A 26915-nucleotide genomic window follows, 5' to 3' on the forward strand; every position below is an offset into this window, starting at 1 on the left:
TTTAATGCGGGCGTGGCACCAATGGCCTACGCCGCGCCGAGATGCCGGATGTGCTCCACATGCGCCAGCATCGAGCGCTCGGCCACGGGCCACATCTTCTCGGGCACGTCGTCGTAGGCGATGGCCACCCAGTCGCGCATGCTGCCGGCCGGGATGGCGCGCATGGCCTTGAGCACCTTGGCCTCGCGCGCGAGACGGTGGGCCTTGAGGCGGGCGATGGCGCCGGGCGCGTCGCCCAGCACGTAGCCGTGGGCGGGCAGGATGAAGGCAATGCCGTATTCGGCGCAGGCTGCGCTCAACCGGTCCAGCGAATCCAGGTAGTCGCCCATGTCGCCGTCCGGCGGGTCCACCACCGTGGTGCTGCCGTTCAGCACGTGGTCGCCGCTGAACAGCAGCGCGTCTTCCTCCAGCACCAGGCAGACATGGTTGGCCGCGTGGCCGGGCGTGTGGATGGCTTTGAGCGTGTGGGTCGTGCCGCCGCCTTCCAGCACCAGCCGCTCGCCGTCGGCCATCTCGCGGTCGGGCGTGAAGAGGCTGGCGGGCCGCGCGGTCGGGCGCGAGGCCAGGCCCAGGATGGGCGGGCGCGGGCGGCCGGCGGCCACGACGCGCTCGGCCAGCGGCCTGGCGCCGGGCGAATGGTCGGCATGCGAGTGCGTGCAGACGATGGTGCGGATGTCGCCGCCGGCGGCCTGCCACAGGCGTTCCAGGTGCGCCTCGTCGTGCGGACCCGGGTCGATGGCGATGAAGCCGGTGGCCGTGTCGCCGACCAGGTAGCTGTTGGTGCCGGGGCCCGTCATCACGCCGGGGTTGCCGCAGGTCAGGCGCTGCAGGTTGCGCAAGAGGGCGGTCGGCTGGTCGTGCCGCCAGTCCAGCGCATGCAGCAACTGGCCGTCCGGGCTCACCAATTCCAGTTCGCCGAACGCGGACTCGTGCTCCATGTAGCGCGCCTCCGCGCCGGCCAGGAACCCTGCCCGCGGGCAGGAGGTCCACAGCGGCTGCTCGCTGGCGCAGGCGGCCAGCACGGCGTCCACCGTGGCGTAGGCCTGCAGCCGTTGCAGCGTGCGGATGGTCGGGAAGATGATGGAGAAGCTGCCGGCCGCGTGGCGTGCCAGCGCGTCGGCCGGGCGCACCCAGCAGGGCTCGAACTGCTCGGCCTCGTCGGCCACGGGCTGCTGGCCTTCGGGCATGCGCGCCACGAGGAAGGGCACGTCGAAGCGCTTGGGCAGGTCGCGGTCGGTGGTCCAGTGGGCGAGCACGAAGACCTGGTCGGCCGCCAGCTCCAGCCCGCGGGCCGCGCATTGCGGCAGCAGCGGGGCATGGCGGTCCAGCGCGGCGGCGTCGGCGGTGGTGGCCCATGCGCCGTCTGCGCGGCGGGCCAGCAGCACGCCCAGTTCCTCGAAGCTCTCGCGCACGGCAGCGATGGCCTGGGTCAGCCGCGCATCCTCCTGGCCCGGCCGGCGCCGGGCCTGGCCGTGCGCCGCGTGGTCGGCCGCGTCGATGGCGCCGCCCGGGAAGACGAAGGCGCCGGGTGCGAAGCTGGCCGTGGTGGAGCGGCGCGTCATCAGCACCTCGATGCCGTCCGGTGTGTCGCGCAGCAGCAGCACGGTGGCTGCGGGGCGCGGCGTGACGGGTTCGCGCTGCGGGTGGAGCAGTTGGGTGGGGCGTGGCATGGCCGGATTCTGCCGATTTGCCGGCAGGCGTGTGGCCGGGTCTGTCCCCGGGCCGACAGAGCCGGTCACGCCGCGATAATCCCCGCCCATGCGAATCCGATTCACCAAGATGCACGGCGCCGGCAACGACTTCGTGGTGCTGGACGAGACCCGCGGCCTGCTGCACCTGAGCCCCGCGCAATACCGCTTCCTGGCCGACCGCCACTTCGGCGTGGGCGCCGACCAGATCCTGTCGGTGCGGCCTTCCACCGGCCCGGGCGTGGACTTCGAATACGTGATCCACAACGCCGACGGCGGTGAGGTCGAGCAGTGCGGCAATGGCGCGCGCTGCTTCTTCCGCTTCGTGCGCGAGCGGGGCCTGAGCGACAAGGAAGCCCTGACGGTGCACACGGCCGGTGGCCTGATCACGCCGCGGATGCGCGCCGATGGCCGCGTCACGGTGGACATGGGCCAGCCGGTGTTCGAGCTGGACCGCGTGCCCTTCGACGCTGCCGGCCTGGTGGCCCATGCCGACTGGGGCCCATGGCGGCTGGCGCTGGGCACCGAGGCCGACAGCCCCATCGTGCAGGTGGCGGTGCTGTCCATGGGCAACCCGCATGCCGTGCAGCGCGTGGACGACGTGGACGCGGCGCCCGTGGCCGAGCAGGGCCCGCTGATCGAGCACCACCCGCGCTTCCCGAACCGCGTCAACGCCGGCTTCCTGCAGGTGGTGGACCGCCGCCATGTGCGGCTGCGCGTGTACGAGCGCGGCGCCGGTGAGACCCTGGCCTGCGGCACCGGCGCCTGCGCGGCCGTGGTGGCCGGCATCCGCCAGGGCTGGCTGGACGGCGAGGTCGACGTGGACACGCGGGGCGGCGTGCTGACCATCGCATGGGCCGGCGAGGGCGCGCCCGTGCTGATGACCGGCCCGGCGCAAACCGTGTTCGAAGGCGAGATCGAGATTCCAGGATGACTTTCCGAGTACAGGCAGCATGAACACCCACAACCCGATCACCGAAGACGACATCGCCAACTTCCTGATGAACACGCCGGCGTTTTTCGAGCGGCATTCCGAAGTGCTGGCCGCTGTGCAGATGACCAGCCCGCATGGCAACCGCGCGGTGAGCCTGCAGGAGCGCCAGGCCGAGATGCTGCGCGAGAAGATCAAGGGCCTGGAGCACCGGATCATGGACATGATCCGCCACGGCAACGAGAACGTGCTGATCGCCGACAAGCTGCAACGCTGGGCGCGCAGTCTGCTGCGCACACGCCAGCCGGCCGAGCTGCCGCAGCGCATCGCCAGCGAGGTGCAGACCCAGTTCGGCGTGCCGCAGGTGGCGATCAAGGTCTGGGGTGTGTCGGCCGACTACGCCGGCCACAGCTTCGCCCAGGGCGTGAGCGACGACGCCAAGAGCTTTGCCTCCTCGCTGACGTCGCCCTTTTGCGGCGTGAACCCCGGCTTCGATGCCGTGCAGTGGCTGCCCGATCCGGCGCAGGCCATGTCGGTGGTGCTGATGCCGCTGCGCGTGGGCGAGCTGAACAGCGCCGAGCCGGCCTTCGGCATGCTGGTGCTGGCCTCGCCCGATGCGCAGCGCTTCGAGTCCGGCATGGGCACGGACTTCCTGGAGCGCATCGCCGAACTGGCCAGCGCCGCGCTGTCGCGCCTGCAGGGCTGACGGCCATGGACGCGGACGGCCTGGTCGACCGCTACCTCACCTACCAGCGCGTCGAAAGGCGCCTGGCGGACCGCACGCTGGCGCTGTACCACGAAGACCTGGTCAAGCTGCGCGCCTTCGCCGAGGCGGCCGGCGTGCCGCTGCTGCAGGTGCACAACGCCCACATCCGGCGCTGGGTGGCGCAGATGCATGGCGCCGGCCGCAGCGGGCGCGGCATCGCGCTGATCCTGTCGGGCTGGCGCGGCTTCTACGCCTGGCTGGGCCGTGAGGGCATGGTGGGCAGCAACCCGGTGCAGGACGTGCGCGCGCCCAGGGCCGGCAAGCCCCTGCCCAAGGCCTTGGGCGTGGACGAGGCCGTGCAACTGGCCGAGTTCAGCGCCGAGGCCGACGAGCCTTGGCTGGACGCGCGCGACGCCGCCATGGTCGAACTGCTGTACGGCGCCGGCCTGCGCGTGGCCGAGCTGACCGGGCTGGACGTGCGCGCCGGCCCGCAGGCGCGCGGCTGGATCGACCTGGACGCGGCCGAAGCCCATGTGCTGGGCAAGGGCAGCAAGCGGCGCAGCGTGCCCATCGGCGCGCAGGCCCAGCGTGCCGTGAAGGCGTGGATCGCCTTGCGCGGCGAGGTCGGGGCGCTGAACCCGGCGCTGTTCCTGGGCCGGCACGGCACGCGGCTCACTTCGCAATCCATCTGGCAACGCCTGCGCCGGCGCAGTCTGCTGGCCGGGCTGACGACGCCCGTGCATCCGCACATGCTGCGCCACTCGTTCGCCAGCCACGTGCTGCAGTCCAGCGGCGACCTGCGCGCCGTGCAGGAACTGCTGGGCCACGCCAACATCGCCACCACACAGGTCTACACGCGGCTGGACTTCCAGCACCTGGCCAAGGCCTACGACGCCGCCCATCCGCGGGCGCGGCGCAAAGCCGGCACGTGACGGTCAGGCTGCGGGCGCCAGCACCTGCAGCACCCGGCCATCGCCCGTGAACGCGTCACCCACCAGCATGCGAAAGGGCGTGCCTTGCGGCAGCTGGGGCAGCGCCGTCTGCGGCGTCAGGAATTCGACATGCAGCTGGTGCGTCTGGCCGCGGCGCACCACTTCGCCGGGCGCCACCTGCCAGCGCGACTGGAAGCCCTGGTGGCCGACCACGAGCACGAAGCGGTGTTCGCCGATAGCCACCGGTCCGTCTTCCGCCGGGATCGAGGCCGGGCGCAGCGTGAGCTCGACCAGTGCCTGGGGCTCGAAGGCACGGCCCGGCGCGAAGCTCGGCGGCGCCGCAGGCGGCTTGCGCTGCAGCCTGGCGTAGAACCAGCCCACGATGCTGCCGACCACGGGCAGCCAGAGCAGCATCATGACGGTGCTGACGTTGTGCACGGTGGAGCCGCGCTCCGCGTAGTGCCGGATGACGGCCGCGACGGCCGCCACGCACAACAGCAGGATCACGATGAGTTGGCGGCGGGCTTGGATGGTCGTCATGCGGCGAGTATCGGCGGGCCGTCGCCGACAATCCGCGCCATGAAAACCATCCGCCTGCGCGAGGGCAAAGAAAAGTCGCTGCTGCGCCGCCACCCCTGGGTCTTCGAGTCGGCCATCGCCCGAGGCGGTGCCGATGCCGGCGAGACCGTGCGCGTGGAGGCCGCGAACGGCGACTTCCTGGCCTGGGCTGCGTTCAGCCCCGCCTCGCGCATCCGTGCGCGAGCCTGGAGCTTCGACGCCGAGCAGCGCATCGACGCCGCCTTTTTGCGCGCGCAGCTGGAGCGCGCGATTGCCGCGCGCAGCCGCTTCGATATCCGGAGCGACGGCTTGCGCCTGGTGCATGGCGAGTCCGACGGGCTGCCCGGCCTGGTGGTCGACCGCTATGGCGACACGCTGGTGGCGCAGTTCGGCTCGGCCGGCGCCGAGCGCTGGAAAGCCCAATTGGCCGACGCGCTGTGCGGCATCACCGGCCTCACGCGCCTGTACGAACGCTCGGACGCCAGCGTGCGCGGCCTCGAAGGCCTGCCCGAGGCCACGGGCTGGCTGCGCGGCGACGGGCCCACCGAACTCACCATCACCGAGCACGACTGGCGCCTCACACTGGACGTGGCCACCGGCCACAAGACCGGCTTCTACCTGGACCAGCGCGACAGCCGCAAGCGGTTCGCCGACACCGTGCAGCGCCTAGGCAGTGCGCGCGTACTGAACTGCTACTGCTACACCGGCGGCTTCACGGTCGCCGCGCTGGCCGGCATGCGCGCGGCGGGCACCACGGGCGGCCACGTGACCTCGATCGATTCCTCCGGCCCGGCGCTGGCGCGGGCCGCGGCCCATGTGGCGCTGAACGGCTTCGCGGCCGACCAGGCCGACTTCCTGGACGCCGATGTCAACGCCTCGCTGCGCCGCTTCGCCACCGAAGGCCGGCGCTTCGACGCCATCGTGCTGGACCCGCCCAAGTTCGCCCCCACGGCTGCCCATGCCGAGCGCGCCGCGCGCGCCTACAAGGACATCAACCGCCTGGCCCTGGGCCTCCTGGAGCCGGGCGGCGTGCTGTTCACGTATTCCTGCTCCGGCGGCATCCCGGCCGAGCTGTTCCACAAGATCGTGGCCGGCGCGGGCATGGACGCCAAGGTCGACGGCTACATCACCGACCGCATGGGCGGCGCGCCCGACCACCCGATGACCATCAACTTTCCCGAGGGTGAGTACCTGAAGGGCCTGGTCGTCATGCGGCGCTGAGCGTTCCTGCGCGGGCCGCAAGGCCTTGGCAAGCTCACTAAACTACCCGCCTTCCGCCGCCCGGCATCCAGATTGCGAGACCTCCCCATGGCCCTGATCCCCGCCACCATCCTGACCGGCTTTCTCGGCTCGGGCAAAACCACGCTGCTCAAGCGCGTGCTGACCGAGGCCCACGGCCAGAAGATCGCCGTCATCGAAAACGAATTCGGCGAAGAGAACATCGACAACGAGATCCTGGTCTCCGAGCCCGGCGAGCAGATCATCCAGCTCAACAACGGCTGCGTGTGCTGCTCGATCCGCGAAGACCTGCGCTCCACGCTGGCCCTCCTGGCCGAGAAGAAGCGCAAGGGCGAGCTGGACTTCGAGCGCGTGGTCATCGAGACCACCGGCTTGGCCGACCCTGGCCCCGTGGCGCAGACCTTCTTCATGGACGACGAGATCGCCGAGAGTTATCTGCTCGACTCCATCCTCACGCTGGTCGATGCCAAGCACGCCGCCACGCAGCTCAACGAACGCCAGGAGGCGCGCCGCCAGGTGGGCTTTGCCGATCAGATCTTCATCAGCAAGACCGACCTGGTCGCCAAGGACGAGGTCGACGCGCTGGTCCATCGCCTGAAGCACATGAACCCCCGCGCGCCGCACAAGGCCGTGCACTTCGGCGAGGTGGCGCTCAGCGAGGTGTTCGACCTGCGCGGCTTCAACCTGAACGCCAAGCTAGACATCGACCCCGACTTCCTGAAGGAAGACGACCATGCGCACCACGACCACGACCATGACCATGCACACGAGCATGGCGAGCACTGCGACCACCCCTCGCATGCGCATGACCATGGGCACGGCCACCACCACCACGTGGACGACGACGTCAAGAGCTTCGTGTTCAAGGCCGACCGCCCGTTCGACCCCGCCAAGCTCGAAGACTTCCTTGGTGCCGTGGTCAACATCTACGGCGCGCGCATGCTGCGCTACAAGGGTGTTCTCCATATGCAGGGCACCGAGCGCAAGGTGATCTTCCAGGGCGTGCACCAGCTGATGGGCAGCGACCTGGGCCCGGCCTGGGCCGAGGGCGAGCCGCGCAACAGCAAGATGGTGTTCATCGGCATCGACCTGCCCAAAGACATCTTTCTGCAGGGCCTGGAGCAGTGCCTGCTGTAGGCCGGCCAGCCGATTGGCACAAAGTTGTGCCCAGCCGCCGAAAAGCCCCGTATTGAGGGTATAAACCGTCCCGAAGTTGCGGGCGGCGGTCGAACCCCTGCTTGCCGGAGCGTCCGGCTGGCGGTTTTGACCGGCTCGTGAGGAGGTCCCCGAGTGAAAGATCCATCCGCCCAATCCAAGGCTGCGGCCAAGCCGCACAAGGAACTTGCACACGGCAAGAAGGTTGAACCCACCGTTGCAGTGCCGCCGCCGAAGGCAGCCGCTGCCAAGACAGGCACGGCCAAGACAGCGGCTCCGGCCACTGGTGCGAACCGCACCAGCAACGTCGTGTCGCCGCCGCCGTCGTCCATTCCCGCGAAAGCGGGTCGGACTTCGCGGCTCGCGCAAATCACCGTACCATCCATGGGCCCCGCAGTGGCCTCCACCGCTGCGAAGGCCAGTTACCTGCAAGAAGCACCGTCCCCCATGATTGCCCCGCCGTCACACGTCGCCGCAAAGAAAGACCCGAAGCTGGCCAACAACTGGAAGACCAAACCGGCCGACCAGCTGACCGACCAGGAAGTCCTGGCCATGCCCGACTCGGAGTACATGAACGAGAAGCAGACGGCGTTCTTCCGGCTCAAGCTGGTCACGTTGAAGCAGGACATGCTCAACAACGCGGGCGAGACCACGGAACACTTGCGCGAAGACACCGTCGTCGTGCCCGATCCGGCCGACCGCGCCACGATCGAGGAAGAGCACGCGCTGGAACTGCGCACGCGCGACCGCGAGCGCAAGCTGCTCAAGAAGATCGAACAGTCCATCAGCCGCATCGACGCGGGTGACTACGGCTACTGCGACGAAACCGGTGAGCCCATCGGTGTGGGCCGCCTGCTGGCTCGCCCCACGGCCACGCTGTCGCTGGAAGCGCAGCAGCGCCGCGAGCTCAAGCAGAAGATGTTCGGCGACTGAGTTCGCGAGGCGCGTCGCGCCGTCGTCGTTCCCGCGCCCTGTCCAACCACCTGCCCCGCTGCCACCACCTCCCCCGTACATGGCCCAGGACGAACAACCACCCGGCGGCCTGCTGTCCAAGGTGGTCAAGTTCGTCCGCAACCCGACGGTGAGCTGGTCCGACCTGGACCAGCCCGAGGACAAGGAAAGCCACTACAGCAAGCAGATGCTCAAGGAGATGATCGAGCGCAAGCGGGCGAACGATTTCGTGCGCCGCCGAGAGTTTGATCAGCTGCGCAAGCTGCGCCAGCGCAACGCGCTGGGTGCGGCCGGCGATCTGGACGCCGCTGGCCGGGTCTCGTTCTTCCAGAGCAGCCTGCCGTCCAACCAGGGCGACCGAGCCGGCACATTGAAGAAGATCGACGAGATCGAAGCCCAGATGTCGCAGCAATGGTGGAAGGGCAAGGACCAGGGCCTGCCGCCGCCGGCGCAGACGGCCCAGGCCGTGGCCTTGAATGCCGCCCAGCACGCCCGCCAGTACGCCACCACCGTCCACGCGGTGTTGCCCGACACCCCGATCCGCGACACCGATTTCGCGGCGACCGACATCTCGCCCATGGCGCACCTGCACGCGGGTGTCGCCGAGTCCGGCGACCTGCTTGCGGTGGACGACGACCTGACCCTGGACTGGCCCACCGGGCCGGTCCAGCCGCTGGCCGAAGAAGTCGTCGTGCACGACCCGGCGCTCGAGGAGGCGGCGATCCGCTTTGCCAACGGCGACGATGCCGGCGCAGCATCGGCGCTGCAGGCCCTGCTCGTCCCCGGTGCGCACACCCCTGCGCAGGACGGCATCTGGATGGCGCTGTTCGACCTGTACCGCGCCACGGACCAGCGCACCCGCTTCGACGCAGCGGCTGCCGATTTCGTGGCCCAGGCCGGCCGTGCCGCGCCGGCGTGGTCGCCGGCAGGCCAGCGCGAAGGCGCCCCCATCGCCAAGGCGCCGCATTGGGTCAGCCCCGGCGTGCTGGGCGTGGCCGAGGTGCTCAAGCTGCAGTCCCTGGTCGATGCGCGCAAGTCCGGCCAGCATCTGCTCGACTGGTCGCCGCTGGGCGCCATCGACGATGAGGCCCTGGCGCCGCTGGCGGCCCTGTTCACGGCCTGGACCTTGCAGCCGCTGGCCCTTCGCATGCAGGGCGGCGGGCGCCTGGACGGGCTGCTGCGCAGCCGCACCGTCTCGGGTGAGCGGGCTGCATCGGTGCATTGGTGGCGGTTGCGCATGGAGTGGCTGCGCCTGATGCGCCGGCCCGACGAATTCGATCTGGTGGCGCTGGACTACTGCATCACCTACGAGGTGTCGCCACCGGCGTGGCGCGATGCGGCCTGCGACGCCACCGCGGCAGACGCCGCGGCGCTCGCGGCGGATTTCAGCCGCACCGATTCCGGCCTGTCCACCATCCCCGATGGCGTGCTGGCGGGGCCGCCCGCGGCCGGCGTGCTGTCCGGCGTCATCACCGGCGATGCGACGGATCTGCTTGCGAGCTTCGACATGGCGGCGCCAGGCGATGTGGTCGTCGACTGCACACCGCTCGTGCGCATCGATTTCGCGGCCACCGGCTCCGTGCTGAACTGGGCCGTCGCGCAGCAGACCGCGGGCCGGCAGGTCCGCTTCACGGGCCTGCACCGGCTCGTGGCTGCCTTCTTCAACCTGATCGGCGTGGGCGAACACGCCACGATCCTGTCGCGCCGCAGCTGACCCAGGCGCGCCGCCTTTCGGCGCACCCGCTGCTTGCATTTCCGGCTTTCAACCCAAGTTCATTCCTTATGGAGCAATTTCACGGCACGACCATCGTCAGCGTGCGCCGCAACACGCCACAAGGCGTGCAGGTCGCCATCGGCGGCGACGGCCAGGTCACATTGGGCAACATCGTCATCAAGGGCTCGGCGCGCAAGGTGCGCAAGCTGCACCACGGCAAGGTGCTGGCCGGCTTCGCCGGGGCCACGGCCGACGCCTTCACCCTGTTCGAACGGTTCGAGGCCAAGCTCGAAAAGCACCAGGGCCACCTGGTGCGCGCGGCCATCGAGCTGACCAAGGACTGGCGCACCGACCGCGTGCTGCGCCGGCTCGAGGCCATGCTGGCCGTGGCCGACCACGAGGCGTCCCTCATCATCACCGGCAACGGCGACGTGCTCGAGCCCGAGCGGGGGATCGTGGCCATCGGCTCCGGCGGTGCCTATGCGCAGTCGGCCGCCATCGCGTTGCTGGACAACACCGAGCTCTCGGCCGAGGACATCGTGCGCAAGTCGCTCGAGATCGCCGGCGAGGTCTGCATCTACACGAACATGCACCACACGATCGAGGTGCTCTGAACATGTCATCGATGACCCCCCAGGAGATCGTCTCCGAGCTCGACAGGCACATCGTCGGCCAGCAACAGGCCAAGCGCGCCGTGGCCATCGCGCTGCGCAACCGCTGGCGCCGCCAGCAGGTCGAGGAGAAGCTGCGCGTGGAGATCACGCCCAAGAACATCCTCATGATCGGCCCGACCGGCGTCGGCAAGACCGAGATCGCGCGCCGGCTGGCGCGGCTGGCCGATGCGCCGTTCATCAAGGTCGAGGCCACCAAGTTCACCGAGGTCGGCTATGTCGGCAAGGACGTGGATTCCATCATCCGCGACCTGGTCGACGTGGCCGTCAAGCAGACGCGCGAGCAGGCCACGCACAAGGTGCGCATGCGCGCCGAGGACGCCGCCGAAGACCGCGTGCTGGACATCCTGCTGCCGCAGGCGCGCGTGCCCGCCACCGAGGCCTCCTTCGGCTTCACGGCCAGCAGCGCGCCCGCCGCGCCGCCGGCCGACAGCACGGCGCGCCAGGCCTTTCGCAAGAAGCTGCGCGAGCACCAGTTGGACGACAAGGAAATCGAGATCGACGTGGCCGATACCAAGCAGCCGCTCGAAATCATGGGCCCGCCCGGCATGGAAGAGATGACCGAGCAGCTGCGCGGCATGTTCAGCCAGATGGGCCAGCAGCGCCGCAAGACGCGCAAGCTGCGCATCGCCGAGGCCATGAAGCTGCTGATCGAGGAAGAGGCCGCCAAGCTCGTCAACGAGGAAGAGATCAAGACGCTGGCGGTGCACAACGCCGAGCAGAACGGCATCGTCTTCATCGACGAGATCGACAAGGTCACCTCGCGCAGCGAAAGCAGCGGGGCCGAGGTCTCCCGCCAGGGCGTGCAGCGTGATCTGTTGCCGCTGGTCGAAGGCACGGCGGTCACCACCAAGTACGGCGTGGTACGTACCGACCACATCCTGTTCATCGCCTCGGGCGCGTTCCACCTCTCCAAGCCCAGCGACCTGATTCCCGAACTGCAGGGCCGCTTTCCGATCCGCGTGGAGCTGCAGTCGCTGTCGGTGCAGGACTTCGAGGCCATCCTCACGCAGACCCATGCCTCGCTGGTGCGCCAGTACCAGGCGCTGCTGGCCACCGAGAACGTCACGGTCGAATTCCGGCCGGACGGCGTGACACGATTGGCCCACATTGCGTACGACGTGAACGAACGCACGGAGAACATCGGCGCGCGCCGCCTGTCGACGGTCATGGAGCGGCTGCTCGACGAAGTCAGCTTCGAGGCCACCAAGCTGGAAGGCCAGACCGTGGTCGTGGATGCGGCCTATGTCGACAGCCGGCTGGCCGAGCTCAGCCGCAACGAAGATCTGTCGCGCTACATCCTCTGAACCCGTTCCAGGCCGGCCCAGGCGCAGGGCCGGCTTCGGCATTTCTCACTCGCTGCATGCACTTGCAGCGCTAAGTGCTTCATTTGAAATGACTTTTCCTCGTCTTGCGGGTCGTAAGTCGAGGCTAAGTCATTGATTTGATTACAAAAAAGACCTGCAGCCGGGCTTGTGGACCGGATGTTTGGTGCTACAGTGGGAAAAAGTGCAATTAAGTGGGAATCAGGGGCTCGCCGAGCCCTTTTGTCCATGGCACTGACCAAGGTGGTGTGTGGTGTTTCAAGGGCCTTCGTCGCTCAGTCTGGATGCAAAGGGTCGCCTGTCGGTGCCGACCCGGCATCGTGACGTCCTGAGCAAGGAAGAAGCCGGGCAGGGCGCGCTGACCATCACCAAGCACCCGCACGGCTGCCTCATGGTGTTCCCGCGGCCCGAATGGGACAAGTTCCGCGAGCGCATCGCGGCCCTGCCGGCGTCGGCACAGTGGTGGAAGCGCATCTTTCTTGGCAACGCCATGGATGTGGAAATGGATGCCGCCGGCCGCGTGCTGGTCGCGCCGGAGTTGCGCGAAGCGGTCGGCATCGGCAAAGACGCCATTCTGCTCGGGATGGGCAACTATTTCGAGCTCTGGGACAAGGCCACCTACCAGGCCAAGGAAGCCGAGGCGATGAACGCGCCGACGCCCGAGGCTTTCGAGGACTTCTCTTTCTGAAGGCGGCGCGGTGGAAACGTCCTGGACACACACCACCGTCTTGTTGAACGAAGCTGTCGACGCTCTTTTCAACCAGACTGCACCGGATGCCGCCGGCGGGGCAGCCGCGCGCTGCTTCGTGGACGCGACCTTCGGGCGCGGTGGCCACAGCCGGTTGCTGCTGTCGCGTCTGGCGCCGCAAGACCGTTTGATCGCATTCGACCGCGACCTTGAGGCCGTTGCCGCCGCGGCGCAGATCGACGACCCGCGTTTTTCGATCCGGCACCAGGCCTTCCATGCGCTGGGCGAGCTGCCGGCGGCCAGCGTGGCCGGCGTGCTGATGGACATCGGCGTGAGCTCCCCGCAGATCGACGACGCGGCGCGGGGCTTCAGCTTCCGGCAGGACGGCCCCCTGGACATGCGCATGGACACCACCCGCGGCCAGAGCGTCGCCGAGTGGCTGGCCGGCGCCGAACAACACACCATTGCGGAGGTGATTCGTGACTATGGCGAAGAACGGTTTGCTCTTCCGATTGCAAAGGCGATTGTTGCTCGCCGACAGGAACGGGGCCCAGTTTCAACCACCGCCGAGCTGGCCCAGCTCGTGGCTGGCGCGGTCAAAACCCGCGAGCCGGGCAAGGACCCTGCAACGCGCACATTTCAGGCTTTTCGGATTTTCATCAACGCCGAGCTTGAGGAGCTGCAACAGGCGCTGAACGCCAGCCTGCAGGTGCTGCAGCCCGGCGGCCGCCTGGTGGTGATCAGCTTCCATTCGCTGGAAGACCGCATCGTCAAGCAGTTCATCGCCCGCCATGCGCGCGAGGTGGTGGACCGGCGTGCGCCCGGCTGGATGCTGGGCCATTCCACCGCGCTGCCGCTGGTCGCGCTGGGCCGTGTCAAGCCAGGCGCCGAAGAGGTCGCCGCCAACCCGCGCGCGCGCAGCGCCGTGATGCGCGTGGCCGAGCGCACCAGCGCTGAGGTGTTGGCATGACGCGGCTCAACCTCGTGCTGCTGGTGGCTGTGATCGCCAGCGCCCTGTACCTCGTGCGCACGCAATACGAATCGCGCAGCCTGTTCATCGAGCTGGACCGCGCGACTGCGCTGGCGCACAAGCTGGACGTGGAGTTCGACCGGCTGCAGGTCGAGCGCCGTGCCCAGGCCACGCCGCTGCGCGTGGAGAAGCTGGCCAAGGAGCAACTGAAGATGCGCACCGCCACGCCGGCCATCACGCAATACGTCAACGCCACCACGGGCGCGGCCATCGCCATGCCGGCGGCGCTGCCGGCGTCCGCGCCCACAGCAGCAGGAGCTCGAAGATGAGCCATGGCAACAGCCGCAGCGTGCGCTACACGTCCAGCCCCTTGCTCGCCAGCAAGACGCCGGTGTGGCGCAGCAAATTCATCGTCGCCGCGCTGGCGCTGGGCTTCGTCGGCCTGACGGCACGCGCGGCCTACATCCAGGTCGTGGCCAACGACTTCTTCCAGCGCCAGGGCAAGGTGCGCTTCATGCGCACGCTGGAGCTGCCGGCCAACCGCGGCCGCGTGCTGGACCGCAATGGCCTGATCCTGGCCTCCAGCGTCGTGGCGGCCAGCATCTGGGCGATTCCGGAAGACGTGGACCGCGACCCCGCCAAGCTGCGTCAGCTGGCCAAGCTGCTGGAGATGCCGCTGGCCGAGCTGAACAAGAAGCTGGAGGACGAGGACAAGACCTTCGTCTGGCTGTACCGCCAGCTCGACGAGCCCGTGGCCCAGCAGGTGGCGGCGCTCAAGATCAAGGGCATCTACCAGCGCAAGGAATACAAGCGCCAGTACCCCGAGGGCGAGGCGGCTGCGCACGTGGTCGGCTTCACCAACGTCGAGGACCATGGCCAGGAAGGCGTGGAGCTCGCATTCCAGTCCGAACTGGCGGGCAAGGTCGGTTCGCGCCGCGTGCTCAAGGACCGGCTGGGCAACGTGGTCGAGGACATCGGCGACCAGGTGCCGCCTGTGGACGGCCGCGACATCCAGCTGTCCATCGACAGCAAGGTGCAGTTCTTCGCGTACCAGAAGCTGCGCGACGCCGTGGCGCAGCACAAGGCCAAGGCCGGCAGCGTGGTGGTGCTCGACGCCGTGACCGGCGAAGTGCTGGCGCTGGCCAACTACCCGAGCTACGTGCCCGACAAGCGCCGCAACCTGTCGGGCGAGCAGCTGCGCAACCGTGCCATCACCGACACCTTCGAGCCCGGCTCGACCATGAAGCCGATCACGGTCGCCATGGCGCTGGAGGCGCGCCGGGTCACGCCGCAGACCCTGGTCGAGACCGGCCCGGGCCGCTTCCAGCTGGGCGGCTTCACGATCAGCGACACGCACAACTACGGCACGCTGACGGTGGAAGGCGTGATCCAGAAATCGTCCAACGTGGGCGCACTCAAGATCGCGCAAAAGATGACCCCGCACGAGATGTGGGACACCTACACCGCGCTGGGCTACGGCCAGAAGCCGCAGATCCAGTTCCCCGGCGCCGTCACGGGCCGGCTGCGCCCCTGGAAGAACTGGAAGCCGGTCGAGCAGGCCACCATGTCCTACGGCTACGGCCTGTCGGCCTCGCTGTTCCAGATGGTGCAGTCGTACACGGCTTTCGCGCACGACGGCTCCATCATCCCGGTGACCATGCAAAAGAGCAGCGAGCCCGCTGTGGGCACGCGCGTGTTCTCGCCGCAGAACGCTGCGGCCGTGCGCCACATGCTGCAGATGGCCGCCGGCCCCGGCGGCACCGGCATGAAGGCGCAGACGGTCGGCTACTCGGTCGGCGGCAAGTCGGGCACGGCGCGCAAGCAGGCCGGCAAGGGCTACGCAGCCGGCAAGTACCGTGCCTGGTTCACGGGCATGGCGCCCATCGACAAGCCGCGCATCATCGTCGGCGTGATGGTCGACGAGCCCAGCAACGGCACTTATTACGGCGGCACCGTGGCCGCGCCCGTCTTCAGCGAAGTCGTGCAGCAGACCCTGCGCATGATGGGCGTGCAGCCCGACATGGCCGTGCAGCCCCAGGTCGTCGCAGCCCAGGTGGACGAGTCATTCTGATGCGTGAACTGGCCTCCACCACAGAAGCGGCAGCCTGGCTGCGCGGCCGGGTCACCGGTGCGCTGCACACGGACAGCCGGCGCGTGGGCCCGGGCGATGGCTTCATCGCCTGGCCGGGCGCCGCGGTGGACGGCCGGCGCTTCGTCGGCCAGGCCCTGGAGCAGGGCGCGACGGCCTGCCTGGTCGAGCGCGTCGGCAGCGAGGCCTTCGGCTTCGACGCCGAGGGCGTGGCGGCGTTCACGGGCTTGAAGGCCGGCTCCGGCCCCATCGCCGCGGCCTATTTCGAGCAGCCCTCGCAGGCGCTGGACGTGCTGGCCGTGACCGGCACCAACGGCAAGACCTCGACGGCCTGGTGGCTGGCCCAGGCCCTGACGCAGGCGCAGCAGCAGGCCGGCACCACACCGCGCGGCTGCGCCGTGGTGGGCACCCTGGGCACGGGTGTGCCGCCCAGCGTGGTTTCCACCGGCATGACCACGCCCGACCCGGTGTTGCTGCAGGCGCGGCTTCGCGAGTTCGTGACCACCGGGCTCACGGCCTGCGCGATCGAGGCCTCGTCCATCGGCATCGCCGAGCGCCGGCTGGACGGCACGCGCATCCGCCTGGCGATCTTCACGAACTTCACTCAGGACCACCTGGACTACCACGGCAGCATGGCGGCCTACTGGCAGGCCAAGGCCGAGCTGTTCGCCTGGCCCGGCCTGGCAGCGGCAGTGGTGAACCTGGACGACGCGCAAGGCCGCACGCTGGCCGCCGACCTGGCAGGCAAGGATCTGGATCTGTGGACCATTTCCGTCACCCGCCCCGCGCGCCTGGTGGCCGCCGACATCGCCTACGAGAACGACGGCCTGGCCTTCACGGTGCACGAGGGCGCCGCCCATGCGCGGCTGGCCACGCCGCTGATCGGCCAGTACAACGTGTCCAACCTGCTCGGCGTGATCGCCGCGCTGCGCGCGCTGGGCTTCGGCCTGGACGCCGCGGCCCAGGGCTGCGTGGGCCTGCTGCCCGTGCCCGGCCGCATGGAGCGCCTGGCGGCCCCCGGCCAGCCCATGGTGGCCATCGACTACGCCCACACGCCCGACGCGCTGGAGCAGGCCTTGCAGGCCCTGCGTCCGCTGGCCGACGAGCGTGGCGGCCGGTTGTGGTGCGTGTTCGGCTGCGGCGGCAACCGCGACGCCGGCAAGCGCCCGATGATGGCCGCCGTGGCCGAGCGCCGGGCCGACACCGTGGTCGTCACCAGCGACAACCCGCGCCACGAAGCGCCCGAGGCCATCATCGGCCAGATCGTCGCCGGCCTGGCGCGCCCGGACGCCGCCCATGTGCAGGCCGACCGCGCGCGCGCCATCGCCGAGACCCTGGTGCAGGCCGGCCCGGCCGACGTCGTGCTGCTGGCCGGCAAGGGCCATGAAGACAGCCAGGAAATCGCCGGCGTGAAGCTGCCCTTCTCCGACCATCAGCATGCCCAGGCCGCCCTGGCCGCGCGCGCAGCAGGGGCCGCCGCATGATGATGACGCTGCAGCAAGCGCTGGCCTGGCTGCCCGGTGCCAGCCTGTTTGGCGACGGCAACACCGCCATCGCGCGCGTGCACAGCGACACGCGCACCCTGGCCGATGGCGACCTGTTCGTCGCCATCCGCGGCGAGCGCTTCGACGCCAACACCATGCTGGCCCAGGCCAAGGCCAGCGGCGCCGTGGCCGCGCTGTGCCTGCCTGGCGCCAGCGGCGGCTTCGCCAACCACGGCCTGCCCTGCATCGAAGTGGCCGACACCATCGCCGCGCTCGGCGCGCTGGCACGCGGCTGGCGCGCCCAGTTTTCCCTGCCCTTCATCGCCGTGACCGGCAGCAACGGCAAGACCACGGTCACGCAAATGACCGCCTCCATCCTGCGCGCGCATGCCGGCGATGCCGCCTTCGCCACGCAGGGCAATCTGAACAACGACATCGGCCTGCCGCTGACGCTGCTGCGGCTGCGCGAAACGCACCGCATCGGCGTGGTCGAGCTGGGCATGAACCACCCGGGCGAGATCGCGCTGCTGGCGGCCATCGCCCAGCCCACGGTGGCGCTGGTCAACAACGCGCAACGCGAACATATGGAATTCATGGCCACGGTCGAGGCCGTCGCACGCGAGAACGGCACGGTCATCGACGCACTGCCGCCCACCGGCCGCGTGGTGATCCCCGCCACCGACGACTTTGCGCCGCTGTGGCGCCAGCTGGCCGGCCAGCGCGAGGTGCTGCGCTTTGCGATCGGCACCGGCGCCGAGATCACGGCCGAGGAGCCGCGCTGGGGCGAGGGCGCCTGGCAGGTCCAGGTGCGCACCCCGCAGGGCGGCTTTGAATGCCGGCTGCACATCGCGGGCCGCCACAACGTGCAGAACGCGTTGGCCGCCACGGCCGCGGCGTTGGCCGCCGGGGTGCCGCTGGCCGCCATCGCGGCCGGCCTGTCGGCCTTCGAGCCGGTCAAGGGCCGCTCGCGTGCGCTGTCGATCGCCGGCGGCATCACGCTGGTGGACGACAGCTACAACGCCAACCCCGACTCGGTGCAGGCCGCCATCGCCGTGCTGGCCGCGCTGCCCGGCCCGCGCCTGCTGGTGCTGGGCGACATGGGCGAGGTCGGCGACGCAGGCCCGCGCTTCCATGCCGAGGTCGGCGAGCAGGCCCGCGCGGCCGGCATCGAACAGCTGTTCGCGCTCGGCGCGCAGGCGGCGCACACCGTCACGGCGTTCGGCCCCGGTGCGCGGCATTTCGCGGACGTGGGCAGCCTGATCGCCGCAGCCCGTGCGCAGCTTGCCTCGGCGGCCAGCGTGCTGGTCAAGGGCTCGCGCTTCATGAAGATGGAGCGCGTGGTCGACGCGCTGCGCGAGGAGGGCCCCCATGCTGCCTAGCCTGGCCCAGTGGCTGCAGACCCTCTCGCCGGAACTCGGCTTCTTCCGCGTGTTCCAGTACCTCACGTTCCGCGCCGTCATGGCGGCGATGACGGCGCTGCTGATCGGTGTGGCCGCCGGCCCCTTCGTGATCCGCAAGCTGCGCGAGCTCAAGATCGGCCAGCCGATCCGCGGCTATGGCGTGGAGGCGCACCTGGCCAAGAACGGCACGCCCACCATGGGCGGCGTGCTGATCCTGTTGTGCATCGGCATCTCCACGCTGCTGTGGTTCGACCTGGCGAACCGCTTCGTCTGGATCGTGATGCTGGTCACCTTCGGCTTCGGCGCCATCGGCTGGGTGGACGACTGGCGCAAGGTGGTCAAGAAGGACCCGGAGGGCATGCGCTCGCGCGAGAAGTACCTGTGGCAGTCGCTGATCGGCATCGTCGCCGCGCTGTACCTGGTGTTCTCGATCTCGGAGAACTCCAACCAGCGCGTGTTCGAGCTGTTCGTGAGCTGGGTGCAGTCCGGCTTCGACCTGGACCTGCCGCCCAAGGCCGGCCTGCAGGTGCCGTTCTTCAAGGAAGTCAGCTACCCGCTGGGCGTGCTGGGCTTCGTCATCCTGAGCTACCTGGTCATCGTGGGTTCCAGCAACGCCGTGAACCTGACCGACGGGCTGGACGGCCTGGCCATCATGCCGGTGATCCTGGTCGGCTCGGCGCTGGGCGTGTTCGCCTACGTGACCGGCAACACCGTGTTCGCGCGCTACCTGCTGCTGCCCAACATCGCGGGCGCGGGTGAGCTGCTGATCTTCTGCGCCGCCATGGCCGGCGCCGGCCTGGCCTTTTTGTGGTTCAACGCGCACCCGGCCCAGGTGTTCATGGGCGACGTGGGCGCGCTGGCGCTGGGCGGCGCCCTGGGCACCATCGCCGTGATCGTGCGCCAGGAGATCGTGCTGGCCATGATGGGCGGCATCTTCGTGGTCGAGGCGCTGTCCGTGATCGTGCAGGTGAGCTGGTTCAAGTACACGCGCAAGAAGTACGGCGTGGGCCGGCGCATCCTGAAGATGGCGCCGCTGCACCACCATTTCGAGAAGAGCGGCTGGAAGGAGACGCAGGTCGTCGTGCGCTTCTGGATCGTGACCATGCTGCTGTGCCTCATCGGCCTGTCGACGCTGAAACTCCGATGAAGCACCTGCAAGACCTCTCCGTCCTGATCCTGGGCCTGGGTGCATCCGGCCTGGCGATGGCGCGCTGGTGCGCCGCGCACGGCGCGCGCGTGACGGTCGCCGACACGCGCGAGGCGCCGCCGCAGTTGGAGACCCTGCGCGCGGAACTGCCGGGCGTGCGCTTCGTGGCCGGGCCGCTCGGTGCTGCGCTGGTCGAGGGCCAGGACGTGCGCGCGGTGTACCGCTCGCCGGGCCTGTCGCCCGCGCAGCTGGCGCCTGTGCTGGATGCGGCGCGTGCGATCGGGTTGTTCGTCGGTGGCGAACTGGATCTGTTCGCGCAGGCGCTGAAGGACTTGCGTGAAGCCGATTCACTCCCTCTGCCTGAGGGAGAGCGTCGGGGTGAGGGGGAAGCGGCCGACGAGGAAGCGCCGGTGCTGGATGATGCGCCGCTGGCCCTCACTCCAACCCAGGGGGAGAGGGCGCAAGAGGAAGAGGCGCCGCCAGCCCTTGCGCAGGGCGTGCCGGGGCAAGATGAGGAAGCGGTCGCCGTCGTGGCCCCACAAGACGACGAAGACGCCGCCGCCATCGTCGTCGTGCCGCCCCCCATCGACACCGGCTACCGCCCCGCCGTGCTCGCCATCACCGGCACCAACGGCAAGACCACCGTCACCTCGCTGACCGGCCAGCTCGTCGAGCGCGCCGGCAAGAGCGTGGCCGTGGCCGGCAACATCGGCCCCACGCTGCTGGACACGCTGGCCGAGCACATCGCGGCCGACACGCTGCCCGAGGTCTGGGTGCTGGAACTGTCCAGCTTCCAGCTCGACGCCGCCACGCAGTTCGAACCCACGGCCGCCACCGTGTTGAACCTCTCGCAGGACCACCTGGACTGGCACGGCAGCATGGCCGCCTACGCCGCCGCCAAGGCCCGCATCTTCGGCGCGACGACGCTGATGCTGCTGAACCGCGACGACAGCGCCGTCATGGACCTGCTGCCCAAGCCCGTGGCCGTGAAGGGCTCGCGCGCCAAGCCCGTGCCGCGCGCGTACGTAGGCTTCGGCGGCGACATGCCGCAGCGCCCGGGCGACTACGGGCTGGAGGTCGTCAACGGCATGGCCTGGCTGGTGCGCGCGGGCGAGAGCGATGGCCTCAAGCGCCGCCGCAACGAGGCCGCCGAAGAACTGCACCTGCAGCGCCTGATGCCGGCCGACGCCCTGCGCATCCGCGGCCGGCACAACGCCGTCAACGCGCTCGCGGCGCTGGCCCTGGCGCAGGCCGCCGGCTGCGCGCTCGCGCCCATGCTGTACGGCCTGCGCGAGTACCGCGGCGAGCCGCACCGCGTCGAGCCCATCGCCACCGTGCACGACGTGGAGTACTTCGACGACAGCAAGGGCACCAACGTGGGCGCCACCGTGGCCGCCCTGTCGGGCCTGGGCGCCGACCGCCGCGTGGTCGTCATCCTGGGCGGCGAAGGCAAGGGCCAGGACTTCGCGCCGCTTGCGCCGGCCGTGGCGCAGTACGCGCGCGCCGTCGTGCTGATCGGCCGCGACGCGCCGCTGATCCGCACTGCGCTGGCCGACACCGGCGTCACGCTGGCCGATGCCGCCAGTATGACGGACGCCGTGCGCGTGGCCACCGAGCGGGCGCAGCCGGGCGACGCCGTGCTCATGTCGCCGGCCTGCGCCAGCTTCGACATGTTCCGCAACTACGAGCACCGTGCCGCGGTGTTCCAGGCCGCCGTGCGTGCGCTGGCCGAGGAACACGGCGGCATGCTGGAGACATCCCCATGAGCGAACTGTCGATGCGCCTGCCGGAGTGGTTGCGCGGCCGCGCCAAGAACAAGGGTGCCGACGAGATGCCGGTGCGCCTGGGCACGGGCGGCTACGGCAAGACACCGGTCACGCCCGTGCGCGTGCTGGGTTTCGACCAGGCGCTGCTGTGGGTCTGCGTGGCCCTGATCGCCTGGGGCCTGGTCATGGTGTATTCGGCATCCATCGCGATGCCGGACAACCCACGCTTCAAGGGCTACACGCATACCTACTTCCTGATCCGCCACGCACTGTCGATCGGCGCGGCCTTCGTGGCCGGGCTGCTGGCCTTCCAGGTGCCGATGAAGACCTGGGAGAAGCACGCGGGCTGGCTGTTCGTGCTGTCCATCGTCATGCTGGTGCTGGTGCTGGTGCCATTCATCGGCAAGGGCGTGAACGGCGCGCGCCGCTGGATCCCGCTGGGCGTCACCAACTTCCAGCCGTCCGAGCTGGCCAAGCTGGCCGTGGTGTTCTATGCGTCCAGCTACATGGTGCGCAAGATGGACGTGAAGGAGAACTTCTGGCGCGCCGTGCTGCCGATGGCGGTGGCCATCGGCCTCATCGGTGTGCTGCTGCTGCTGGAGCCCGACATGGGCGCCTTCATGGTGATCGCCGTGATCGCCATGGGCATCCTGTTCCTGGGCGGCGTGAACGCGCGCATGTTCTTCCTGATCGCAGCGATCCTGGTCGTTGCCTTCAGCCTCATGATCCTGACATCCGAATGGCGGCGCGAGCGCATCTTTGCCTACCTCAACCCTTGGGACGAGAAGCACGCGCTGGGCAAGGGCTACCAGCTGTCGCACTCGCTGATCGCCATCGGCCGCGGCGAGGTCTTCGGTGTCGGCCTGGGCGGCAGTGTCGAGAAGCTGCACTGGCTGCCCGAGGCGCACACCGACTTCCTGCTCGCCGTGATCGGCGAGGAGTTCGGCCTGATCGGCGTGGTCTGCGTGATCGCGCTGGTGTTCTGGATGATCCGCCGCATCATGCACATCGGCCGCCAGGCCATCGCCCTGGACCGCGTCTTCTCCGGGCTGGTCGCGCAAGGCGTGGGCGTGTGGATGGGCTTTCAGGCCTTCATCAACATGGGCGTGAACCTGGGCGCGCTGCCGACCAAGGGACTCACGCTGCCGCTCATGAGCTACGGCGGCTCGGCCATCCTGATGAACGTGGTGGCCATCGCCGTGGTGCTGCGCATCGACTACGAAAGCCGACAGCTCATGCATGGGGGCCGCAGGGGATGAGCCATCTGGTCGTCATGGCAGCCGGCACGGGCGGGCATGTGATCCCCGGGCTCGCGGTCGCGCGCGAACTGCAATCACGGGGCTGGAGCGTGAGCTGGCTGGGCACGCGCACGGGCATGGAGAACCGCCTCGTGCCGCCGTCCGGCATCCCGCTGGACACCATCGGCTTCTCGGGCCTGCGCGGCAAGGGCCTGCTGCACACGCTCACCGGCGGCATGCGCATGCTGGGCGCGTTCTGGTCCTGCCTGCAGATCCTGCGCCGGCGCCGCGCCGACGTGGTGCTGGGCATGGGGGGCTATGTCTGCTTCCCGGGCGGGCTGATGGCCAGCCTGCTGGGCAAGCCGCTGGCACTCGTGAATGCCGACGCGGCGCTGCTCATGAGCAACAAGGCCTTGCTGCCCATCGCCGACGCCGTGGCCTTCGGCTTCGACGGCGCGGCCGCGTCGCGCACCAAGAACGCGCTGGTCACCGGCAACCCCGTGCGTGCCGAGATCGAAAGCCTGCCGGCGCCCGCCCAGCGCTTCGCCGGCCGCACTGGCCCGCTGCGCGTGCTGGTCGTAGGTGGCAGCCTGGGCGCACGCGTGCTGAACGAAACACTGCCGCAGGCGCTGGCCCTGCTGGGTGCGGAAAGGCGCCCGCAGATGCTGCACCAGACCGGCCAGGGCAACGACGCCGCCGTGTCGGCCGCCTACGCGCAGGCCGGCGTGCAGGCCGAGGTTCGGCCCTTCATCGAAGACATGGCCGCTGCGCTGGCCGAGTGCGACCTCGTGGTCTGCCGTGCCGGCGCCGTCACGGTCAGCGAACTGTGCGCGGCCGGCGTGGCCGCCGTGCTGGTGCCGCTGATCGTCAGCACCACCTCGCACCAGCGCGACAACGCGCAGTGGCTGGCAGGCCATGGCGCGGGCATCCACCTGCCGCAAGCCGAGCTCACGCCGCGCCATCTGGCCGACCTGCTCGCAGGACTCACGCGCGAGGCGCTGCTGGCCATGGCCGGCAAGGCGCGCGCGCTCGCAAAACCCCAGGCGGCCGCACGGGTCGCCGACCAGATCGAAGGCCTGGTGGCCGCATGAAACACGCGATTCGTCATATTCACTTCGTGGGCGTGGGCGGCGCCGGCATGAGCGGCATTGCCGAGGTGCTGCGCAACCTGGGCTACCAGATCTCCGGCTCCGACCTGGCCGACAGCGCCACGCTGCGCCGGCTCGCAGGCCTGGGCATCCAGACCTTCGTCGGCCACGATGCGGCCCACGTGCAGGGCGCCGACGCCGTCGTCACGTCCACGGCCGTGCAGGCGGCCAACCCCGAGGTGCAGCAGGCCCGCGCCATGCGCATCCCGGTCGTGCCGCGCGCGCTGATGCTGGCCGAGCTCATGCGCTTGAAGCAGGGCATCGCGATCGCCGGCACGCACGGCAAGACCACCACCACCAGCCTGGTCGCCAGCGTGCTGGCCGAGGCCGGCATGGACCCGACCTTCGTCATCGGCGGCAAGCTCAACAGCGCGGGTGCCAATGCCAAGCTGGGCAGCGGCGACTACATCGTGGTCGAGGCCGACGAGTCCGACGCCTCGTTCCTGAACCTGCTGCCGGTGATGGCCGTCGTGACCAACATCGACGCCGACCACATGGAGACCTACGGCCACGACTTCGGCCGGCTCAAGGGTGCGTTCGTCGACTTCCTGCACCGCATGCCGTTCTACGGCACGGCCATCCTGTGCACCGACGACGCCGCCGTGCGCGAGATCGTGCCCCAGGTCACCTGCCCGATCACCAGCTACGGCTTCGGCGAGGACGCCCAGGTGCGCGCCGTCGACGTGCGCGCCGTCGGCGGCCAGATGCATTTCACGGTGCAGCGCCGCAACGGCGTCACCTTGCCCGACCTGGACGTGGTGCTCAACCTCGCAGGCCGGCACAACGTGCTGAACGCGCTGTCGGCGATCGCCGTCGCGGTCGAGCTCAACGTGCCCGACGCAGCGCTGCTCAAGGCACTGGCGGAGTTCAAGGGCGTGGGCCGGCGCTTCCAGATCCATGGCGAGCTGCCGATCGCCGACGGCGGGCGCATCACGCTGATCGAGGACTACGGCCACCACCCGGTCGAGGTCGCGGCCACGCTGGCCGCGGCGCGCGGCGCCTACCCGGGCCGCCGGCTGGTGCTGGCCTTCCAGCCGCACCGCTACACACGCACACGCGATTGCTTCGAGGACTTCGTGAAGGTCATCGGCGAGGCCGACGCCGTGCTGCTGTCCGAGGTCTACGCCGCAGGCGAGACGCCCATCGTCGCGGCCGACGGCCGCGCGCTGGCGCGTGCGCTGCGCGTGGCGGGCAAGGTGGAGCCGGTGTTCGTCGACGACATCGGCGCCATGGCCGCGGCCATCCGCGACAACGCGCATGGCGGCGACGTGGTGCTGTGCATGGGGGCCGGCTCCATCGGTGGCGTGCCGGCCAAGGTGCTCGAAATGGGAGGCGTGCAATGAACACCGTGGCCAGCAGCCTGGGCAAGGTGGCCGTCCTGATGGGCGGCAGTTCGGCCGAGCGCGAGATCTCGCTGCTGTCGGGCAACGGTGTGCTGGACGCACTGCGCCTGGCCGGCGTCGACGCGCATGCCTTCGACCCGGCCGAGCGCGGCCTGCACGAGCTGGAGGCCGATGGCTTCACGCGCTGCTTCATCGCGCTGCATGGCCGCCATGGCGAGGACGGCACGGTGCAGGGCGCGCTGGAGCTTCTGGGCATCCCGTACACCGGCTCCGGCGTGATGGCCTCCAGCATCGCCATGGACAAGGTCATGACCAAGCGCATCTGGGAAGCCTGCGGCCTGCCGTCGCCGCGCTACCAGGTGCTGCAACCCGGCGCGCAGGAGCTGGCCGACGTGCGCGCCGTGCCCGATGCACTGGGCCTGCCGCTGATCGTGAAGCCGCCGCGCGAGGGCTCCTCCATCGGCGTCACCAAGGTCAAGGGGTATTCGGACATGCTGAATGCCGTGCGCCTGTCGGCCCGCTACGACCCCGACGTGCTGTGCGAGGAATTCATCGAAGGCGAAGAGGTGACCTGCGCCGTGCTCGGTGCCGGCGCCGATGCGCAGGCCCTGCCGGTGATCCGCATCCAGGCGCCCGAGGGCGCCTACGACTACCAGAACAAGTACTTCACCGACGAGGTGCGCTACCTGTGCCCGAGCGGCCTGCCGCAGGACGAGGAGCGCGAGATCCAGCGCATCGTGCTAGCCGCCTACCAGGCGCTGGGCTGCCGCGGCTGGGGCCGGGCCGACCTGATGATCCGCGCCAGCGACCGCAAGCCCTTCCTGCTGGAGATGAACACCTCGCCCGGCATGACCGGCCATTCGCTGGTGCCGATGTCGGCGCGCGCGGCTGGCATCGACTACCCGTCGCTGTGCGTGCGCGTGCTGGCCAGCGCCACGCTGGACCACACCCTGGAGCGCGCGACACCATGACCACTGCGCTGCCCGCACCGGTGGATGTGAAGCTCATGAACGGCACGGCCAGCGTGCTGTTCGTGGTCTTCGCCTGCCTGTCACTGGGCACGCTGTGCATGTGGGTGCTGCGCCAGCCGGTTTTCGCCATCGGCGGCGTCGAGGTGCGCGGCGAGGTCACGCACAACAACGTGGTGACGCTGCGCGCCAACGTGGCGCCCAAGCTGCGCGGCACCTTCTTCACGGTGGACCTGGCGGACACGCGCGCCGCGTTCGAGGCCGTGCCCTGGGTGCGCCGCGCCGTCGTGCGCCGCAGCTTTCCGAACCGGCTGGACGTGACGCTGCAGGAACACCAGGCGGCCGCCTATTGGGGCGCCGAGAGCGGCTCGCAGCTGCTGAACAGCTTCGGCGAGATCTTCGAGGCCAACGTGGCCGAGGTGCACCGCAGCGACCTGCCGCGCCTGGCCGGGCCGGACGACCAGTCGGGCCTGATCCTGGGCATGTACCGCACGCTGGCGCCGCTGTTCGATCCGCTGGACAGCGCGATCTCGGAACTGGAGCTGACGGGCCGCGGCAGCTGGCGCGTGCAGCTCGATTCGGGCGCGGTCGTGGAGCTGGGGCGCGGCACGCCCGAGGAGCTGACGGCGCGCATCGAGCGCTTCGCGAAGACCTTGACGACGGTGGCCGGCCAGTACGGCAGGGGGGTGGATGCGCTGGAGGCCGCGGACCTGCGCTATCCCGAGGGCTATGCCCTGCGGTTGCGCGGCGTGACCACGGTGACGACCGCCGTGCCGCCGCCCCGCAGGCCGGGCCGCTAGACAA

The 26915-nt window shown here is 69.7% G+C and carries 24 protein-coding genes; 22 read left to right on the plus strand and 2 right to left on the minus strand.

Translation table 11 applies throughout. The features are described from left to right. Window positions 1–26: 26 nt before the first annotated feature. Window positions 27–1670, minus strand: coding sequence for an MBL fold metallo-hydrolase (locus ASF43_RS20420; RefSeq protein WP_056184828.1), 1644 nt, complete (start codon window positions 1668–1670; stop codon window positions 27–29). 88 nt (window positions 1671–1758) lie between these two features. On the opposite strand from ASF43_RS20420, the gene dapF reads away from it, so the two are divergent. Genes dapF through ASF43_RS20435 form a run of 3 tightly spaced genes read left to right on the plus strand, consistent with a single transcriptional unit; the run spans window position 1759 to window position 4257 of the window. Continuing rightward, on the plus strand, window positions 1759–2622 hold the full coding sequence (gene dapF, locus ASF43_RS20425; protein WP_056184830.1) for a diaminopimelate epimerase: 864 nt from the start codon (window positions 1759–1761) through the stop codon (window positions 2620–2622). Between the two features lie 19 nt (window positions 2623–2641). Beyond that, window positions 2642–3325, plus strand: coding sequence for a DUF484 family protein (locus ASF43_RS20430; RefSeq protein WP_056184832.1), 684 nt, complete (start codon window positions 2642–2644; stop codon window positions 3323–3325). A 5-nt stretch (window positions 3326–3330) separates the two neighbouring features. Continuing rightward, the gene (locus tag ASF43_RS20435; protein WP_056184834.1) at window positions 3331–4257 is read left to right on the plus strand and encodes a tyrosine-type recombinase/integrase; all 927 of its coding nucleotides are present in this window, start codon (window positions 3331–3333) and stop codon (window positions 4255–4257) included. Window positions 4258–4260: 3 nt separating this feature from the next. On the opposite strand, the gene ASF43_RS20440 is transcribed toward ASF43_RS20435, so the two are convergent. Further along, a complete protein-coding gene (locus tag ASF43_RS20440) occupies window positions 4261–4797 on the minus strand; it encodes a hypothetical protein (protein WP_056184837.1) in 537 nt (178 codons plus the stop codon). Between the two features lie 39 nt (window positions 4798–4836). Between ASF43_RS20440 and ASF43_RS20445 the strand changes: the two genes are divergently transcribed. The 19 genes from ASF43_RS20445 to ASF43_RS20535 all read left to right on the plus strand — a co-directional run bounded on the left by ASF43_RS20445 (window position 4837) and on the right by ASF43_RS20535 (window position 26911). Further along, the gene (locus ASF43_RS20445; protein ID WP_056184839.1) at window positions 4837–6036 is read left to right on the plus strand and encodes a class I SAM-dependent rRNA methyltransferase; all 1200 of its coding nucleotides are present in this window, start codon (window positions 4837–4839) and stop codon (window positions 6034–6036) included. A gap of 87 nt (window positions 6037–6123) precedes the next feature. Further along, on the plus strand, window positions 6124–7191 hold the full coding sequence (locus tag ASF43_RS20450) for a GTP-binding protein (protein ID WP_056184841.1): 1068 nt from the start codon (window positions 6124–6126) through the stop codon (window positions 7189–7191). Between the two features lie 465 nt (window positions 7192–7656). Then, a complete protein-coding gene (gene dksA, locus ASF43_RS20455) occupies window positions 7657–8142 on the plus strand; it encodes an RNA polymerase-binding protein DksA (RefSeq protein WP_056184843.1) in 486 nt (161 codons plus the stop codon). Between the two features lie 79 nt (window positions 8143–8221). After that, window positions 8222–9874, plus strand: coding sequence for an STAS domain-containing protein (locus tag ASF43_RS20460; protein WP_056184845.1), 1653 nt, complete (start codon window positions 8222–8224; stop codon window positions 9872–9874). Between the two features lie 68 nt (window positions 9875–9942). Next, window positions 9943–10488 (plus strand): ATP-dependent protease subunit HslV, encoded by a 546-nt coding sequence (hslV, locus tag ASF43_RS20465; RefSeq protein ID WP_056184847.1) that lies wholly within the window; start codon window positions 9943–9945, stop codon window positions 10486–10488. A gap of 2 nt (window positions 10489–10490) precedes the next feature. Continuing rightward, the gene (hslU, locus tag ASF43_RS20470; protein ID WP_056184850.1) at window positions 10491–11852 is read left to right on the plus strand and encodes an ATP-dependent protease ATPase subunit HslU; all 1362 of its coding nucleotides are present in this window, start codon (window positions 10491–10493) and stop codon (window positions 11850–11852) included. 271 nt (window positions 11853–12123) lie between these two features. Continuing rightward, on the plus strand, window positions 12124–12558 hold the full coding sequence (gene mraZ / locus ASF43_RS20475; protein WP_056185705.1) for a division/cell wall cluster transcriptional repressor MraZ: 435 nt from the start codon (window positions 12124–12126) through the stop codon (window positions 12556–12558). Window positions 12559–12568: 10 nt separating this feature from the next. Continuing rightward, window positions 12569–13528, plus strand: a complete 960-nt coding sequence (gene rsmH, locus ASF43_RS20480) for a 16S rRNA (cytosine(1402)-N(4))-methyltransferase RsmH (protein WP_056184852.1) — start codon at window positions 12569–12571, stop codon at window positions 13526–13528. Continuing rightward, a complete protein-coding gene (gene ftsL, locus ASF43_RS20485; RefSeq protein WP_056184855.1) occupies window positions 13525–13857 on the plus strand; it encodes a cell division protein FtsL in 333 nt (110 codons plus the stop codon). The genes rsmH and ftsL overlap by 4 nt, the downstream gene beginning before the upstream one ends. Continuing rightward, entirely contained in the window at window positions 13854–15599 is a 1746-nt protein-coding gene (locus ASF43_RS20490; RefSeq protein WP_056184858.1) for a penicillin-binding protein 2, read from the plus strand. Before ftsL ends, ASF43_RS20490 begins: the two co-directional genes overlap by 4 nt. Further along, window positions 15599–17101, plus strand: a complete 1503-nt coding sequence (locus tag ASF43_RS20495) for a UDP-N-acetylmuramoyl-L-alanyl-D-glutamate--2,6-diaminopimelate ligase (RefSeq protein WP_056184862.1) — start codon at window positions 15599–15601, stop codon at window positions 17099–17101. Before ASF43_RS20490 ends, ASF43_RS20495 begins: the two co-directional genes overlap by 1 nt. After that, window positions 17098–18480 (plus strand): UDP-N-acetylmuramoyl-tripeptide--D-alanyl-D-alanine ligase, encoded by a 1383-nt coding sequence (gene murF, locus ASF43_RS20500; protein WP_056184865.1) that lies wholly within the window; start codon window positions 17098–17100, stop codon window positions 18478–18480. Before ASF43_RS20495 ends, murF begins: the two co-directional genes overlap by 4 nt. Next, window positions 18470–19648, plus strand: coding sequence for a phospho-N-acetylmuramoyl-pentapeptide-transferase (gene mraY / locus ASF43_RS20505; RefSeq protein ID WP_056184867.1), 1179 nt, complete (start codon window positions 18470–18472; stop codon window positions 19646–19648). Before murF ends, mraY begins: the two co-directional genes overlap by 11 nt. Then, a complete protein-coding gene (gene murD, locus ASF43_RS20510; protein WP_056184869.1) occupies window positions 19645–21414 on the plus strand; it encodes a UDP-N-acetylmuramoyl-L-alanine--D-glutamate ligase in 1770 nt (589 codons plus the stop codon). The genes mraY and murD overlap by 4 nt, the downstream gene beginning before the upstream one ends. Beyond that, window positions 21411–22673 (plus strand): putative lipid II flippase FtsW, encoded by a 1263-nt coding sequence (gene ftsW, locus ASF43_RS20515; protein WP_056184872.1) that lies wholly within the window; start codon window positions 21411–21413, stop codon window positions 22671–22673. Before murD ends, ftsW begins: the two co-directional genes overlap by 4 nt. Next, on the plus strand, window positions 22670–23743 hold the full coding sequence (gene murG / locus ASF43_RS20520; RefSeq protein WP_056184874.1) for an undecaprenyldiphospho-muramoylpentapeptide beta-N-acetylglucosaminyltransferase: 1074 nt from the start codon (window positions 22670–22672) through the stop codon (window positions 23741–23743). The genes ftsW and murG overlap by 4 nt, the downstream gene beginning before the upstream one ends. Continuing rightward, window positions 23740–25143, plus strand: coding sequence for a UDP-N-acetylmuramate--L-alanine ligase (gene murC, locus ASF43_RS20525; RefSeq protein ID WP_056184877.1), 1404 nt, complete (start codon window positions 23740–23742; stop codon window positions 25141–25143). Before murG ends, murC begins: the two co-directional genes overlap by 4 nt. After that, entirely contained in the window at window positions 25140–26114 is a 975-nt protein-coding gene (locus ASF43_RS20530) for a D-alanine--D-alanine ligase (protein ID WP_056184880.1), read from the plus strand. Before murC ends, ASF43_RS20530 begins: the two co-directional genes overlap by 4 nt. After that, entirely contained in the window at window positions 26111–26911 is an 801-nt protein-coding gene (locus ASF43_RS20535) for a cell division protein FtsQ/DivIB (protein ID WP_056184882.1), read from the plus strand. The genes ASF43_RS20530 and ASF43_RS20535 overlap by 4 nt, the downstream gene beginning before the upstream one ends. Window positions 26912–26915: the final 4 nt, after the last annotated feature.

Source organism: Pseudorhodoferax sp. Leaf267, from assembly GCF_001422405.1.
Lineage (GTDB): Bacteria > Pseudomonadota > Gammaproteobacteria > Burkholderiales > Burkholderiaceae_C > Pseudorhodoferax.